This window comes from Bradyrhizobium jicamae, from assembly GCF_018130695.1.
Taxonomy (GTDB): domain Bacteria; phylum Pseudomonadota; class Alphaproteobacteria; order Rhizobiales; family Xanthobacteraceae; genus Bradyrhizobium; species Bradyrhizobium jicamae_B.
Map to the genome: position 1 here is coordinate 312,288 of NZ_JAFCJX010000002.1, position 12,745 is coordinate 325,032.

Genomic DNA, 12,745 nt, shown 5'->3' on the forward strand with positions numbered 1-12,745 from the left:
CTCTCCGCGCAGAGAGTCCCAACGCGGAGGCACCCCCACCCCAGCCCTCCCCCGCAAGCGGGAGAGGGGGCTCAGTACCGATGCCGTTGACGCTTACGCCGCCGCGTTCGGGAATCTGTAGTCCTTGAACTGGTCGCGCAGCGCGGTTTTCAGGATCTTGCCGGTCGCGGTGTGGGGGATGCCGTCGACGAAGGCGACGTCGTCGGGCATCCACCATTTGGCGATCTTGCCGTCCATGTATTTCAGGATGTCCTCGCGCGAGGCGTTCTGACCGGCCTTGAGCTGCACGATCAGCAGCGGCCGCTCGTCCCATTTGGGATGGTAGATGCCGATCACCGCAGCCTCCGCCACCGCGGGATGGCCGACCGCGAGGTTTTCCAGGTCGATCGACGAGATCCACTCGCCGCCCGACTTGATGACGTCCTTGGAGCGGTCGGTGATCCGCATGTAGCCATGCGCATCGATCGTGGAGACGTCGCCGGTGTCGAAATAGCCGGCCTCGTCGAGGATGTCAGCATCGACCCGGAAATAGGCTTTTGCGACCGCGGGACCCGACACTTTGAGGCGGCCGAAGGTCTTGCCGTCCCACGGCAGCTCCTTGCCGGCGTCGTCGGTGATCTTCATCTGCACGCCGTAGGGCGGGTAGCCCTGGGTCTGCAGGATGTCGAGGGCCTCGTCGCCGGTGCGGCCGGAGAATGGCGGCTTCAGCGTCGCCAGCGTGCCGATCGGGCTCATCTCGGTCATGCCCCAGGCGTGGCGGACCTCGACGCCCATGTCGAGGAAGTTCTTGATCATCGAGCGCGGCATCGCCGAGCCGCCGCACACCACCATCTTCAGATGCGGCAGCTTCAGATTGTTTGCCGCCATGTGGTTGAGCAGCATCAGCCACACCGTCGGCACGCCGGCGGTGTAGGTGACCTTCTCGGTGTCCAGGAGCTCATAGACCGAGGCGCCGTCGAGCTTCGGCCCGGGCATCACCAGCTTGGTGCCCATCGAGGGCGCGGAGAACGCGATGCCCCAGCTGTTGGCATGGAACAGCGGAACCACCGGCAACATCGTATCCGCAGCGGAGGTGCCGAGCGCATCCTTGTTGTTGGCCATCAGCGCATGCAGCACGTTGGAGCGGTGCGAATACAGCACGCCCTTCGGATCGCCCGTGGTCCCCGAGGTATAGCACATCGCGGCCGCGGTGTTTTCGTCGAAATTCTTCCACTCGAACTTGCCGTCGGAGGCCGCGATCCAGTCCTCATAGGCGACTACGTTCTTCAGCGTGGTCTCCGGCATATGCGCCTTGTCGGTCAGCACGACATAGCGCTCGACGCTCGGCAGCGAGCCTGCGATCTTCTCCAGGATCGGAATGAAGGTGAGGTCGGTCATCACCACGCGATCCTGGGCGTGGTTGATGATCCAGGCGATCTGCTCCGGGAACAGGCGCGGGTTCACGGTATGGCAGATCGCGCCGATCCCCATGATGCCGTACCAGACCTCGAGATGGCGCCAGGTGTTCCAGGCGATGGTGGCGACGCGGTCGCCGAGCTTGATGCCGTCGCGTTCCAGGCTCTGCGAGACTTTCAGTGCGCGGGCATGAATTTCGGCGTAATTGGTGCGATGAATCGGGCCCTCGACCGACCTTGTAACGACCTCCTGCGTGCCGTGATATTTCGCCGCGTGCTCGATAATCCGATGACACAGCAAAGGCCAGTCTTGCATCAAGCCAAGCATACGCAAATCCCTCCTCATTCCTCGCGCATGACCCGCCGGCCTCTCAAGGGGGCGGCGGTGAAATCATGGAACTGACATGAACTCTAGCGCGGAGAAAGCAAGCCGAAAATGGGCCAACGCGTTTTCGAGCGAAGTGGACACCGGTTCGCGTGAAGAAAACGCGTCAAAAGAAGACCTCAGCGACCCCAATCGGAACGGAAATGCCTCCGGTGTGAGGTTTGGCCGCGGGCGGGCAGCCATGGTTACCGCTGCGATGGCGCTGATCTGGCTTGGCATGCAAGCAGATCCCGCCGAGGCGCGGCGGCCGCCGCGCTCGCCCTGGGATGACCTGTTCGGCGGCCCGCCGCCGAAGTTGCGGGGACCGGTCCACCATCACTCGGTCGTGCCGTTGCCAAAGCCGCGCCCGGCCGAGGCGCCCGCCGCCGAGCCGGAAGAGCCGCCCGCGGCCGAGAAGCAGCCGCCGGCCGGGACGGCCAAGCCGGCAGAGCAGGCGGCGCCCGCCGCGCCTGCGCAATCGGCCTGCCGGCAGGCGCTGACCGCCGAGATCGCGATCGCACCGAGCATACCGGACATCCATGGCGCCGGCGGCTGCGGAGGTGAGGATCTGGTGCGGTTGGAAGCGATCGTGCTGCCCGACAGGCGCCAGGTCGCGGTGAAGCCGGCGGCGATCCTCCGCTGCAAGATGGCGACCGCGATCGCCAACTGGATCCGCTCCGACATCGCGCCGCTGGCGCAAAACCTCGGCAGCACCATCAGCGATCTCGACAACTTCGATTCCTTCGAGTGCCGCGGCCGTAACCGCATCGTCGGTGCCCAGCTCTCCGAGCACGGCCGCGCCAACGCGCTCGACGTGCGCGCCTTCAAATTGGCCAACGGCAAGCAGATCTCGCTGACGGATCGCAGCGTGCCGCGGGATCTGCGCGAGACCGTGCTGCATTCGGTCTGCGCGCGGTTCTCGACCGTGCTCGGCCCGGGCTCGGACTGGTACCACGAGGACCACATCCATCTCGACCTGATGGAACGGCGCAACAATTACCGGATCTGCCAGTGGAACGTGTACGAACCGCTGCCGCATGTCGCGCCGCTGTTGCCGGCCGAGCGCCCCGAGGAGGCGCCGCCGCGCGAGGTCGCCGCGAAGTCCGAGGGCAAATCGAACAGTGCCAGGCCCGAAGCGGACAAGTCCGACGAGGAGGCCGAGCCGGAGGCCCCGGCGGACACAAAGCCGCAGCCAACAAAAAAGCGCCGGCAAAACCGGCGCCTTTAATCTCTTTGAGCGTTGCCTTTCGGCGATCAGTAGTTGGCGTTGCCGCCGCCCTGCAGCGCCATCTGGGGCTTGTAGGGGGAGTCGCCATGCTTCGGCTCGAGCACCACCACGACGGTGCCGACGCCGACGCGATCATAGAGGTCGATCGCATCCTCGTTGGTCATGCGGATGCAGCCCGACGAGATCGAGGCGCCGATATATTCCGGCTGGTTGGTGCCGTGGATGCGGAACAGCGTGTCCTTGCCGCCCGAGTAGAGATACATCGCGCGCGAGCCCATCGGATTGTCAGGGCCCGGAGCGACGTAGGTCGGTACGCCCAGGCGCGAGATCTCGCCAGGGGTCGGGTGCCAGGCCGGCCATTCCGTCTTGCTGCCGATCTTGGCGATGCCGGACCAGGCCATGGCTTCTTCGCCGACGGTGATGCCGTAGCGGATCGCCTTGCCGTCCTTCTGGACGAGGTAGAGATAGTGGTTGTCGGAATCGACCACGATGGAGCCCGGGGCTTCCTTGCGGTGATATTCGACGATGGCGCGGCGGAACGGTTCTGCGACCGGCGTCTTCACATAGGTGGTCTTGGCGAGCAGTTCCTTGTCGCGCGGCTTGAAGTTGGCGGTGTTGGTCGCCTCCCAGGTCGTGGCCTGCATGCAGCCCGACAACATCAGGCCGGTGGCCAGAATCCCCAGGGTCACTTTCAACGATGACATGACTACAGTTCCAATCGAAAAACTACGCCTGAAAGCGCCAAGATTGCGCCCCAAACGCCACGACTCCATTAAGGCGATTATCGCCGAAACCTGCCTTTATTCCCAGCGCTTAGATGCCCGTGACGCGCTGCGGGACGCCGCCTGTGGCTTTTTTGCCGCAAGTCTTGTGGCGTCCGTCCGGTTTTTGTGCAAACAGGCAACGGTCGTCGTATCGGTGCCCCGTCACCGCCACTTCGTTGCCACATATGTGGATGGACGGTTAATGCGACGGTCATGATGCGACCGCCAGAATCGCGCTAACCCCGCCCGATCGCCTGCCTACCGTTTCCCGGAGTTTCCTGATGCTGTCGGTGTACGTCCCCTCCGATTTCTCCCTCAAGAAGGCCACCGTCACCGACCTGGCGGCGTTGCCCGACAACGCGGTCTGGGTCGACCTGGTGAACCCGACCCAGGAGGAGGACCGGGCGGTCGAGAAGCTGGCCGGCATCGCTGTCCCGACGAGGGAAGACATGCAGGAGATCGAGATCTCCAGCCGTCTCTATCTCGAGAACAGCGCCCGCTACATGACGGCGACGCTGATGTGCCAATCCGACACCGACATGCCCCGCACCACGGCGGTGACCTTCATCCTGACCGGCCATCGGCTCGTGACCGTGCGCTACGACCTGCCAAAGCCGTTCGCGCTGGTGGAGAACAAGCTGGCGCGGTCCTGCTCGCCCGGCATCACCGGCGAGATGGTGCTGATGGAACTGCTGGATGCCGTGATCGACCGCTGCGCCGACATTCTGGAGCGCTGCGGCCTCGAGATCGACGAGGTCTCGCACGACATCTTCGAGCCCGAGAGCGAGCGCCATGGCCATGCCAAGCAGTATTCGCAGATCCTGATCGCAATCGGCCGCAAGGGCGACCTGACCTCCAAGGTCCGCGAAAGCCTGGTCTCGATCGGCCGGCTGGTCGCTTTCCTGTCCGCGGTGATCGAAGGCATCAAATGGTCCAAGGACATGCGCGAGCAGCTCAAGACCATGCAGCGTGACGTCGTGTCGCTGACCGATCACGCCTCCTATCTCTCCAACAAGATCACCTTCGTGCTGGACGCCATGCTCGGCGTCGTCAATCTCGAGCAGAACAACATCATCAAGCTGTTCTCGGTGATGGCCGTGGTGCTGATGCCGCCGACCCTGATCGCCTCGATCTACGGCATGAATTTCAAGTTGATGCCCGAGCTTGAATGGGCCCACGGCTATCCGATGGCGCTTTTGATGATGCTGGCGGCGGCGATCGTGCCGTACTGGATCTTCAAGTGGAAGAAGTGGCTGTGACGCTGGCAGGATGATGCATCGCCCACATGATGAAGGTCAGGGACATCATTCGCTTGCTGGAGGAGGACGGCTGGTTCTTGGTTGCTACCCGCGGGAGCCATCGTCAGTACAAGCATCCCGTCCGGCCCGGGCGGGTTACCGTAGCAGGTAAGCCTTCCGAGGACCTTGCGCCGGGAACTTTGAACAGTATCTTGAAGCAATCCGGTCTTAAGGAGCGGGATTGATGCGCTACGCTGTCGTAATCGAGAAAGCCGAGGGCAATTATTCGGCCTATGTGCCGGACTTGCCGGGTTGCGTCGCTACTGGTGACAGCGTCGCCACTGTGGAGAGCGAAATTCGCGAAGCGATCCGCTTTCACATCGAAGGATTACAGGCCGATGGCCTAGTTGTCCCAGAACCGACCAGCATCGCAGAATATGTCGAAGCGTGATCGGTTCGCCTCATTTCCTCCCCTAAAATTTGAGCGTTGCGCTGAACGTTTGGGCGAAACTTGTCTGCGATAACGCGCTCCTCAGGCCGGAGGACAGCAATGGTTGAGAGAGTGATAAGACCGGTGCGCAATGTCATCGACTTTGCGCGCTATCAACAAGACCGCACGCTCGGCAAGGTGCAACCGATGCCGGCGCGCGCGTGCCGCCATTGTGGCGCAGCGCTGCTCGATGGCGAGAACGAAGACGACTGCTCCAGCGCATTCAATGTCGGCGCGCTGCAGCCTCGTGAGAAGCCGCGCAGGTTCTACGCGGACTAACTCACGCTCTAACAACGAGGCAGGAGCCTCGTTGCCTCGTTGCAAATGCCGCCCCGGCATCTGCAGTCGAAGCCATCCCGAGAAAGCGGTCGCGGCGGCGGCCGGGGATTGCTCCTTCACCGTCATTCCACAAGCGATAGCTCTCAGCAGTGCTGCGGATTGCCGTTAGCGAAATTTCGGCGCCAACTCGTACGAGCTGTTCCCTAGTGGGCCAAGGTTGACATCGTTAGCATTAGGTAACGGCGATGGTCGCGATTTTCTGGCTACGATTTTCGGCTTCTTGGTAGCTGGAACGTAAGGTGGCCGTTCGCCTGCATCAATTTCCGGCGGCAAGGACCTGCGAAAGTCGTACATGAAGGCTAAGCTGGCAATTGCAGCGGTCTCCGTCGCTAGTGTCACTTTGCTCGGCTATGCGTACGTTCACAGTTGCCCGCCATTTACCTCCCAATTCGTGCAAACCTGCGACAGGGCCGTCAAGCAGCGGCTGGCGGTTCCGTCCTCCTATCAACGGACGGGGTTGGAGGAGTCGAGGAGGGAGATTACGTTCGACGAGTTTTTTGCCGACCCGCTTCGCGCCGTATCGGAAGCAGCCCAGAAGGCCATGATCGGAATTGCGCGCGTGCCGCCGGTTCAGTACGTCGCGGTCATTGACTACGAAGCGCAGGAATCAAAAGGCGCCAGCATTCGCGAACGGGCGGCATGCACGTTCAACTCGCTCGATGGGACCGATGCGCCAACGCGTACCTACTGGGTCAAGATCGATGGCGAGTACAACCTCGTCTGGGCTGCGAGGGAGCGCAAAGACGCCATGTTTGATCGGCGCTGGCGAGAGCTCGAGTAGTGTCGCCCGGACTAGGTAAGCCGAACAGATCTCACACGTGCTGACCACCGTTAATGTGGATTTCCGCACCGTTCACGTAAGAGCTGGTTTCCGTACACAGGACGTAAATGATCTTGGCGACCTCGTCCGGCGTGCCGAGCCGGTGCATCGGAATCTGCGTATCGACGATCTTCTCGGTGCCCGGCGACAGGATCGAGGTGTCGATCTCGCCCGGCGCGATCGCGTTGACGCGGACGCCGACGCGGCCGAAGTCGGAGGCCATCTCGCGGGTCAGCGCGGCGAGTGCCGCCTTCGAGGTCGCGTAGGCGGCGCCCGCGAACGGATGCACGCGGGAGCCGGCGATCGAGGTGACGTTCACCACCGCACCCCTGGCGTGCTTCAATTCCTCGATCAGGCCGCGCGCCAGCATGATCGGCGCGAAGAAGTTGACGCGGAAGACGTGCAGCCAGGTGTCGATGTCGGTGTCCATGGTGCCGAGCCGCGAGCCGCCGTCGCCCTTCGGCGAGATCGCGGCGTTGTTGACCAGCGCGTGCAGCTCGTCATTGACCAGCCGCTTGCGGATCTCGGCGATCGCGCGGACCGTGTCGTCGTGGTCGCCGAAATCCACCTCGATGTGATCCTCCGGGCCGGCGCCCCAGGGGCAGATGTCCGGAAAGGCATGCCGCGAGCAGGTGATGACGCGCCAGCCGGCGGAGGAAAAGCGGATCGCGGTGGCGTGGCCGATGCCGCGGCTCGCGCCGGTGAGGAGGAGCGTGCGGCGCGGCGCGTTGGACGGAGGGGACATATCGAACTTTCAGGCTGTGAGGTCTTTCAGGCTGTCGTCGTCATTACGGATAGAGGCGGACCTTGGACCAGGCCTGCCCTGAGCCTTCACGGCGGAATTCGATGCGGTCGTGCAGGCGGAAGGGGCGGTCGTGCCAGAACTCGAAACGCTGTGGCGTGATGCGCCAGCCGCTCCAGCCCGGCGGCCGCGGCACCTCGCCGATGAGGTATTTGGCGCCGACCTTCGCGATCGCCTGCTCGAAGGCGAAGCGGCTTTCCAGCGGCTGCGATTGCTTGCTGGCCCAGGCGCCGATCTGCGCCTGCTTCGGGCGGGTCGCGAAATAGGCGTCGGCCTCGGTATCGGTCACCGGCGTCACGTCGCCGCGGATTCGCACCTGCCGGCGCAGCGACTTCCAGTGAAACAGTAAACCGGCCTTAGGATTTGCGGCAAGTTCGCGGCCCTTGGCGCTGGCGATGTGGCTGTAGAACACGAAACCGTCGGCATCAAAACCCTTCATCAGCACCATGCGCACGTCGGGCAGGCCGCTTTCGTCGACGGTGGCGAGCGCCATCGCGTTCGGATCGTTCGGCTCGGACTTGCAGGCTTCCGCAAACCACTCGCCGAACAGCGCAAACGGTTCCTCCGCTGCGGTAAAATCACCCGATGTTAACGGTGTCGGGTGTTTCATGTCGGTTGTGTCGGTCATGTCAGGAGTCCCGAATTGCGTCCGTCCGCGTCAGAGCGCGCGTTTGAAGCCCTATATAGGGCATGGGGGCGCGTTGGCCTATCGGTGATCCCGACGGCGAGAGCCGTTGCATCGCTGATTTTGATCGGCCTGGGCGCCTCCGGCTGCAGCCTGTCGCGCAGCGATGCCGTCGCAAAGATGGACGACAAGGATGTGACGGGTTCGATCACGCCGGTGGCTATGGTCGACCGCGAGCCGACCGAGGCCGATCTCGCCTTTGCCCGCAACGCCGCCTCCGACGTGCTGACCAAGGGCGACAAGGATTCCAGCCAGCCCTGGTCGAATCCCGAGACCGGCGCGCGCGGCTCGGTGACGCCGCTGGCGCAGGCCTATGCCGGCGAGGACGGCCGCACCTGCCGGGACTTCCTGGCGAGCTACGTCAATGGCGCCACCGAAAGCTGGCTGCAGGGCGCTGCCTGCAAGACTGGACAGGGCCGCTGGGAAATTCATACGGTGAAGCCGTGGCGCAAGTCCTGAAATTGGTGCCCGGCTAGTTGCAAAAATGCCACGGAGCCCCCAGATGACAACAAACTGGGGCCATTGGTTCCAAATCCAGGACTGAATTCCCGTGAAGGAGACGTGACGGATGCGCGACCCCTATGAGGTCTTGGGGGTGCAGCGGAGCGCCAGCGCCGCGGCGATCAAGAGCGCCTATCGCAAGCTCGCCAAGAAACATCACCCGGACCAGAACAAGGACGATCCGAAGGCGGCGGCCAGGTTTGCCGAGATCAATTCGGCCAACGAGATCATCGGCGACGAGGACAAGCGCAAGCAGTTCGATCGCGGCGAGATCGATGCCGACGGCAAGCCGCGTTTCCAGGGCTTTCCCGGCGGCGGCCCGGGCGGCGGTCGTGCCGGTCCCGGCGGCTTCGAATATTCGTTCCGCACCGGTCCCGGTGGCGGCATGGGCGGTGGCGGTGGCTTCGAGGACATCCTCAACAGCATGTTTGGCGGCGCGGCCCGTGGCGGTGCACGCGGCGGCCGCTCGAGCCCGTTTGAATTTGATACCGGCGGGGTCGGGCTCGACCTCGATCTCAACGTGTCGATGTCGGTGTCGCTCGAGGAGTCGGTCCATGGCGGCGAGAAGCGCGTGCGCCTGCCCACGGGGCGCGAGCTCAACGTCAAGATTCCGGCCGGCGTCACCGCGGGCCAGCAGATCCGCCTGAAAGGGCAGGGCGAGACCGCGCAGGGCCATCCGCCCGGCGATCTCCTGATCACGGTCTCGATCGCTCCGCATCCATACTTCAAGGTCGACGGCAACGATCTGCGGGTCGATCTGCCGATCACGCTGTACGAGGCGGTGCTCGGCGGCAAGGTCCGCGTGCCGACGCTGGGCGGCGCGGTGGAGTTGTCGATCCCGAAAAACACCTCCAGCGGCCGCACCTTCCGCCTCAAGGGCAAGGGGCTGCCGAAGGCAGGCGCGACCGGCGACCTCTACGTCACCACCCGCATCATCCTTCCTGACGGGAACGATGCCGAGCTTGAGGCATTGATGCAAAAGTGGCGCGACGGACACCCCTACAATCCGCGCAGTGATCTCGGCTGACCGCCGGGATCAGCGCTCTTCAGATGCGAAACTGACCTGCCCCCGCAATTTCCGGGGGTAGACAGTGAGCATCGTCAGGGCGTTTAGAAGACGACAGACCGACGTCCCCTGATCTGCGGCGGCAGATTGATCGGGATAGCGGACAAAGGAGTGCGGCCTCGAGAGGGGGACCAGCGCGGTACCAAACCCCAATCGAGGCCGCGTGCGCCGATCGGCGGATCGAGCGCAGCATCATTTTCGCGTGAGCACCCGGTGCGATAATGAGACGCGCTGGTGACGTGATTCCAGATATTCAATGACGGAATTGGGACGCCGAGTGAGGCCGGATTCATTCTGCGCTTTTGCACGTCCGGCGTGACGACGGCTTCCGTAGAATTACGGAAATCAGCCGCCGCCCTTTTCCATCTGGTCGTAGACGGCCTGCGCCACCTGGGTCAGCCGCGAGCGATCGACCGCGCCGCTGACGACATAGGCGACGCCGCGGTCGGCCCAGAACAGCGCGCTGTCCGAGCCCTGCGCCGAATAGCGCATCTGCGTCGCCTCGGTCTCGGCCTTGGCGGTGTAGATGGTGAAGCGCTCGCCGGAGGCGCTCTCATACATCAGGAACGAGGCCGGCCCGCTCGGCCCGGGCAGCAGCCGGCCGCCGACCAGCTTCAGCCCGGCAAGCTCCGGCGCGCGGACGTCCCAGCCGCAGCGCTTGGTCAGCCATTGTTGCAGATGCGCGCGCTCGCTGCCCGGCACCTCGACGGGATGGCGGACCTCGACCACGTAGAGGCGGTGCGCATCCAGCGCGTCGACCGTAAAACTCTGGAACGTCGAGGGCCTGGCCGCGGCGCCATGCGCCACCCAGCCGACGCCGCCACCGGCCATGAAGGCGGCGAGCGTCGCGGCGACCGCGCCATAGACCCAGCGGCGCGGCTGGCGCACCAACTGCTCGATCTCGAGCCGCTTCGGCACCGCCTCGTCCAGCACGGAATCGTAACGCGCATGCAGGGCGTCGGCCATCGTGCGCCATGACTGCACCCGCGCGGCTTCGTCCGGATGCGCCGCCAGCCACGCCTCGACATCGCCGCGCCGCTCGGCCGGCAGCTCATTGTCGACGTAGGCGTGGAGCTCGTCCTCGGTGACGGGAATCTTCGGATCGGTCATCTCAATCGTCTCTGTCAGATCTCGAAATGTGATTGCTCAAGCAAGGCACGGACCACTCATTGCTCTGTCATTTCACCCGCCTCAGCGTCGGCCGCTCGCCCTCTATCGACGCTTTGACGTGGGCACGGGCGCGCGCCAGGCGCGACATCACGGTGCCGATCGGCACGCCCTGGATGTCGGCGACCTCGCGGTAGCTCATGCCTTCCAGCATCACGAGCAGCAGCACCGAGCGCTGCTCTTCCACCAGCGTCGACAGCGCGCGCTCGATGTCGCGTCCCTCCGCCTCGGTGCCGCTGGCGTCGGGATTGTTGTCGAGCAGCGGCATGAACTGCGGCCGCCGGGCCAGCGAGCGCCGGCGGTTCTTGTTCAGATTGGTCAGGATCGTGTAGAGCCAGCTCCTGACGTCGCCGCCGAGAAACAGCTTTTCCGAACGCAGCGCCCGCACCAGCGTATCCTGCACCAGATCGTCGGCGATGTCGGCGTCCCGCGTCAGCGCACGCGCGTAGCGGCGGAGCGCCGGAATCATGGCTTCGACACTTTGACGAAACGCGGTCATGCCACCCAGTCTTCGATGGTTTCGGCGCGAACGCCTTGCTCAACATAACACCCAAATCGCGCCACTATTCCGAATGCGGCGATTTGCACGAAACAGCGTTAACCCATGCTGGAATGGGACTGTACCCCGCCAGAGTGCTGGTGTACCTCGGGACCATATACCACGCATGATGGGAACGAGATGTCGCGGAGTTCGGGGCCAATGCAGAAGCGCCGCAGCGTGATCACCAGGGAATACGGCGCCGGCGCGCGCGACCTGTTGCCGGGCAAGGATTGAGTGCGCGTACGATGCCGGTCCCAACGATCTACTACATCCGCCACGGCGAGACGTCGTGGAATGCCGAAGGCAGGCTGCAAGGCGTGCAGGACATCGTGCTGAACGATCGCGGCCGCAAACAGGCCGCGCATGCCGGCCGCATCCTTGCCGATTTGTTTGCACGCCACGGGCACGACAAGGCAAAACTGTCGTTCGTTGCGAGTCCATTGATCCGGGCGCGGGCGACCATGGAGTTGGTGCGCGGCGAATTGAATCTGCCGGCCGGCGACTACACGCTCGACCCGCGGCTGCGCGAGATTGCTTACGGCACTTGGGAAAGCCTGACCTTGGCCGAAGCGCAGGTCAACGATCCCGCGCTCTACGCCAAACGCCAGGTCGAGAAGTGGACGGTCTCGCCGCCGGGCGGCGAGAGCTATGTCGACGTGCAGGTCCGCATGACCGACTGGTACGGCTCGGTGACCTCGGACACCGTCGTGGTCGCCCATGGCGGCACCGCGCGCGCGCTGATGGTCGCGCTCGGCTTCGAGACGCCGCAGAGCGCCGCCGATCTCACCATCGAGCAGGGCGCCGTCTACCTGTTCCGGGACGGCAGCCTGCAGAAATACAGTTAACCGCCAGTCTCAAAACAACGTGGCGAGGAACGCCGCAGCCTCGTCCGAAATGCCGACGATCTTGTTGGTCGCCTGACGATAGAATTTGAAATTGAGCTCGGTGCCGGGCTGGCCGTCGTTCCAGTCGGTGAGGGGTTTAAGCTCGGTCCGGCCCAGCGGCCGTTTGGCCCGTGCCGTCCGCTTCACCGTGATGCTCACGCGCGGTGTTTGCCGATCACGGCCAGGCTTTTTTCGAGCCGCTGTGGCCGAGGTCACCACGCCCCGTGCGACAAGGCCCGCGCCGCCCTCGTTCTCGCTGGCGAAGAGGAAAATCGCGTCCCCCTCCGCGATCTGCTTGCCGCCATACATCGTCTTCTGCGCGATGAAGGTGAATGTTTTCGCCTTGGGATCGCTGATCTCGGCCTTGATCGCATATGCCATCCGTCTCCTCCCGCCCGATGCCATCCCTATATGTAGCCGGCGGTCCGGAAGGCCAGATTTTACGCGTTTGACGGGCCCGCA

16 protein-coding genes are annotated in these 12,745 nt (G+C 64.0%); 9 read left to right on the top strand and 7 right to left on the bottom strand.

All coding sequences use genetic code 11. The features are described from left to right. Window positions 1-93: 93 nt before the first annotated feature. Complete coding sequence (locus JQ604_RS04230; RefSeq protein WP_212353429.1) at window positions 94-1,722, bottom strand: fatty-acid--CoA ligase; 1,629 nt, start codon at window positions 1,720-1,722, stop codon at window positions 94-96. A gap of 238 nt (window positions 1,723-1,960) precedes the next feature. On the opposite strand from JQ604_RS04230, the gene JQ604_RS04235 reads away from it, so the two are divergent. Beyond that, entirely contained in the window at window positions 1,961-2,986 is a 1,026-nt protein-coding gene (locus JQ604_RS04235; protein ID WP_249157987.1) for an extensin family protein, read from the top strand. Window positions 2,987-3,012: 26 nt separating this feature from the next. Here the strand turns inward: JQ604_RS04235 and JQ604_RS04240 are convergent, their stop codons facing one another. Then, window positions 3,013-3,690, bottom strand: a complete 678-nt coding sequence (locus JQ604_RS04240; RefSeq protein WP_212353433.1) for a L,D-transpeptidase — start codon at window positions 3,688-3,690, stop codon at window positions 3,013-3,015. Between the two features lie 341 nt (window positions 3,691-4,031). On the opposite strand from JQ604_RS04240, the gene JQ604_RS04245 reads away from it, so the two are divergent. The 5 genes from JQ604_RS04245 (at window position 4,032) to JQ604_RS04265 (ending at window position 6,598) form a co-directional block, all read left to right on the top strand. Further along, a complete protein-coding gene (locus JQ604_RS04245) occupies window positions 4,032-5,009 on the top strand; it encodes a magnesium transporter CorA family protein (RefSeq protein WP_212353436.1) in 978 nt (325 codons plus the stop codon). Window positions 5,010-5,038: 29 nt separating this feature from the next. Then, window positions 5,039-5,233, top strand: coding sequence for a type II toxin-antitoxin system HicA family toxin (locus JQ604_RS04250; protein ID WP_212353898.1), 195 nt, complete (start codon window positions 5,039-5,041; stop codon window positions 5,231-5,233). Then, window positions 5,233-5,439 (top strand): type II toxin-antitoxin system HicB family antitoxin, encoded by a 207-nt coding sequence (locus tag JQ604_RS04255; RefSeq protein WP_212353439.1) that lies wholly within the window; start codon window positions 5,233-5,235, stop codon window positions 5,437-5,439. The genes JQ604_RS04250 and JQ604_RS04255 overlap by 1 nt, the downstream gene beginning before the upstream one ends. Before the next feature lie 123 nt (window positions 5,440-5,562). Then, window positions 5,563-5,757 carry a hypothetical protein gene (locus JQ604_RS04260; protein ID WP_349631049.1) on the top strand — a complete coding sequence of 65 codons (195 nt, stop codon included), beginning with the start codon at window positions 5,563-5,565 and terminating at the stop codon, window positions 5,755-5,757. A 352-nt stretch (window positions 5,758-6,109) separates the two neighbouring features. After that, window positions 6,110-6,598, top strand: a complete 489-nt coding sequence (locus tag JQ604_RS04265) for a hypothetical protein (protein WP_212353445.1) — start codon at window positions 6,110-6,112, stop codon at window positions 6,596-6,598. A 31-nt stretch (window positions 6,599-6,629) separates the two neighbouring features. Here the strand turns inward: JQ604_RS04265 and JQ604_RS04270 are convergent, their stop codons facing one another. Then, window positions 6,630-7,382, bottom strand: a complete 753-nt coding sequence (locus JQ604_RS04270; RefSeq protein WP_212353450.1) for an SDR family NAD(P)-dependent oxidoreductase — start codon at window positions 7,380-7,382, stop codon at window positions 6,630-6,632. A gap of 43 nt (window positions 7,383-7,425) precedes the next feature. After that, complete coding sequence (gene pdxH / locus JQ604_RS04275; RefSeq protein ID WP_212353452.1) at window positions 7,426-8,067, bottom strand: pyridoxamine 5'-phosphate oxidase; 642 nt, start codon at window positions 8,065-8,067, stop codon at window positions 7,426-7,428. 120 nt (window positions 8,068-8,187) lie between these two features. On the opposite strand from pdxH, the gene JQ604_RS04280 reads away from it, so the two are divergent. Both JQ604_RS04280 and JQ604_RS04285 read left to right on the top strand, forming a co-directional pair. Then, window positions 8,188-8,583: an RT0821/Lpp0805 family surface protein gene (locus tag JQ604_RS04280; RefSeq protein ID WP_433996223.1), complete on the top strand. Its 396-nt coding sequence runs from the start codon at window positions 8,188-8,190 to the stop codon at window positions 8,581-8,583. A gap of 109 nt (window positions 8,584-8,692) precedes the next feature. Beyond that, window positions 8,693-9,652: a DnaJ C-terminal domain-containing protein gene (locus JQ604_RS04285; protein WP_212353454.1), complete on the top strand. Its 960-nt coding sequence runs from the start codon at window positions 8,693-8,695 to the stop codon at window positions 9,650-9,652. 384 nt (window positions 9,653-10,036) lie between these two features. On the opposite strand, the gene JQ604_RS04290 is transcribed toward JQ604_RS04285, so the two are convergent. After that, window positions 10,037-10,801: an anti-sigma factor family protein gene (locus JQ604_RS04290; protein ID WP_212353459.1), complete on the bottom strand. Its 765-nt coding sequence runs from the start codon at window positions 10,799-10,801 to the stop codon at window positions 10,037-10,039. Window positions 10,802-10,868: 67 nt separating this feature from the next. Then, window positions 10,869-11,357, bottom strand: coding sequence for a sigma-70 family RNA polymerase sigma factor (locus JQ604_RS04295; RefSeq protein ID WP_212353462.1), 489 nt, complete (start codon window positions 11,355-11,357; stop codon window positions 10,869-10,871). Window positions 11,358-11,644: 287 nt separating this feature from the next. Here JQ604_RS04295 and JQ604_RS04300 point away from each other — a divergent pair, with 287 nt between their 5' ends. Then, entirely contained in the window at window positions 11,645-12,244 is a 600-nt protein-coding gene (locus JQ604_RS04300) for a histidine phosphatase family protein (protein WP_212353465.1), read from the top strand. 9 nt (window positions 12,245-12,253) lie between these two features. Here JQ604_RS04300 and JQ604_RS04305 read toward each other — a convergent pair whose 3' ends face one another. Continuing rightward, a complete protein-coding gene (locus JQ604_RS04305; protein WP_212353468.1) occupies window positions 12,254-12,664 on the bottom strand; it encodes a hypothetical protein in 411 nt (136 codons plus the stop codon). Window positions 12,665-12,745 lie beyond the last annotated feature (81 nt).

What these genes read in the sequence shown, in the direction of transcription:
- JQ604_RS04230 (WP_212353429.1), bottom strand. Translation starts at nt 1,722, where the DNA reads ATGCTTGGCTTGATGCAAGACTGGCCTTTGCTGTGTCATCGGATTATC.
- JQ604_RS04235 (WP_249157987.1), top strand. Translation starts at nt 1,961, where the DNA reads ATGGTTACCGCTGCGATGGCGCTGATCTGGCTTGGCATGCAAGCAGAT.
- JQ604_RS04240 (WP_212353433.1), bottom strand. Translation starts at nt 3,690, where the DNA reads ATGTCATCGTTGAAAGTGACCCTGGGGATTCTGGCCACCGGCCTGATG.
- JQ604_RS04245 (WP_212353436.1), top strand. Translation starts at nt 4,032, where the DNA reads ATGCTGTCGGTGTACGTCCCCTCCGATTTCTCCCTCAAGAAGGCCACC.
- JQ604_RS04250 (WP_212353898.1), top strand. Translation starts at nt 5,039, where the DNA reads ATGAAGGTCAGGGACATCATTCGCTTGCTGGAGGAGGACGGCTGGTTC.
- JQ604_RS04255 (WP_212353439.1), top strand. Translation starts at nt 5,233, where the DNA reads ATGCGCTACGCTGTCGTAATCGAGAAAGCCGAGGGCAATTATTCGGCC.
- JQ604_RS04265 (WP_212353445.1), top strand. Translation starts at nt 6,110, where the DNA reads ATGAAGGCTAAGCTGGCAATTGCAGCGGTCTCCGTCGCTAGTGTCACT.
- JQ604_RS04270 (WP_212353450.1), bottom strand. Translation starts at nt 7,382, where the DNA reads ATGTCCCCTCCGTCCAACGCGCCGCGCCGCACGCTCCTCCTCACCGGC.
- pdxH (WP_212353452.1), bottom strand. Translation starts at nt 8,067, where the DNA reads ATGACCGACACAACCGACATGAAACACCCGACACCGTTAACATCGGGT.
- JQ604_RS04285 (WP_212353454.1), top strand. Translation starts at nt 8,693, where the DNA reads ATGCGCGACCCCTATGAGGTCTTGGGGGTGCAGCGGAGCGCCAGCGCC.
- JQ604_RS04290 (WP_212353459.1), bottom strand. Translation starts at nt 10,801, where the DNA reads ATGACCGATCCGAAGATTCCCGTCACCGAGGACGAGCTCCACGCCTAC.
- JQ604_RS04295 (WP_212353462.1), bottom strand. Translation starts at nt 11,357, where the DNA reads ATGACCGCGTTTCGTCAAAGTGTCGAAGCCATGATTCCGGCGCTCCGC.
- JQ604_RS04300 (WP_212353465.1), top strand. Translation starts at nt 11,645, where the DNA reads ATGCCGGTCCCAACGATCTACTACATCCGCCACGGCGAGACGTCGTGG.
- JQ604_RS04305 (WP_212353468.1), bottom strand. Translation starts at nt 12,664, where the DNA reads ATGGCATATGCGATCAAGGCCGAGATCAGCGATCCCAAGGCGAAAACA.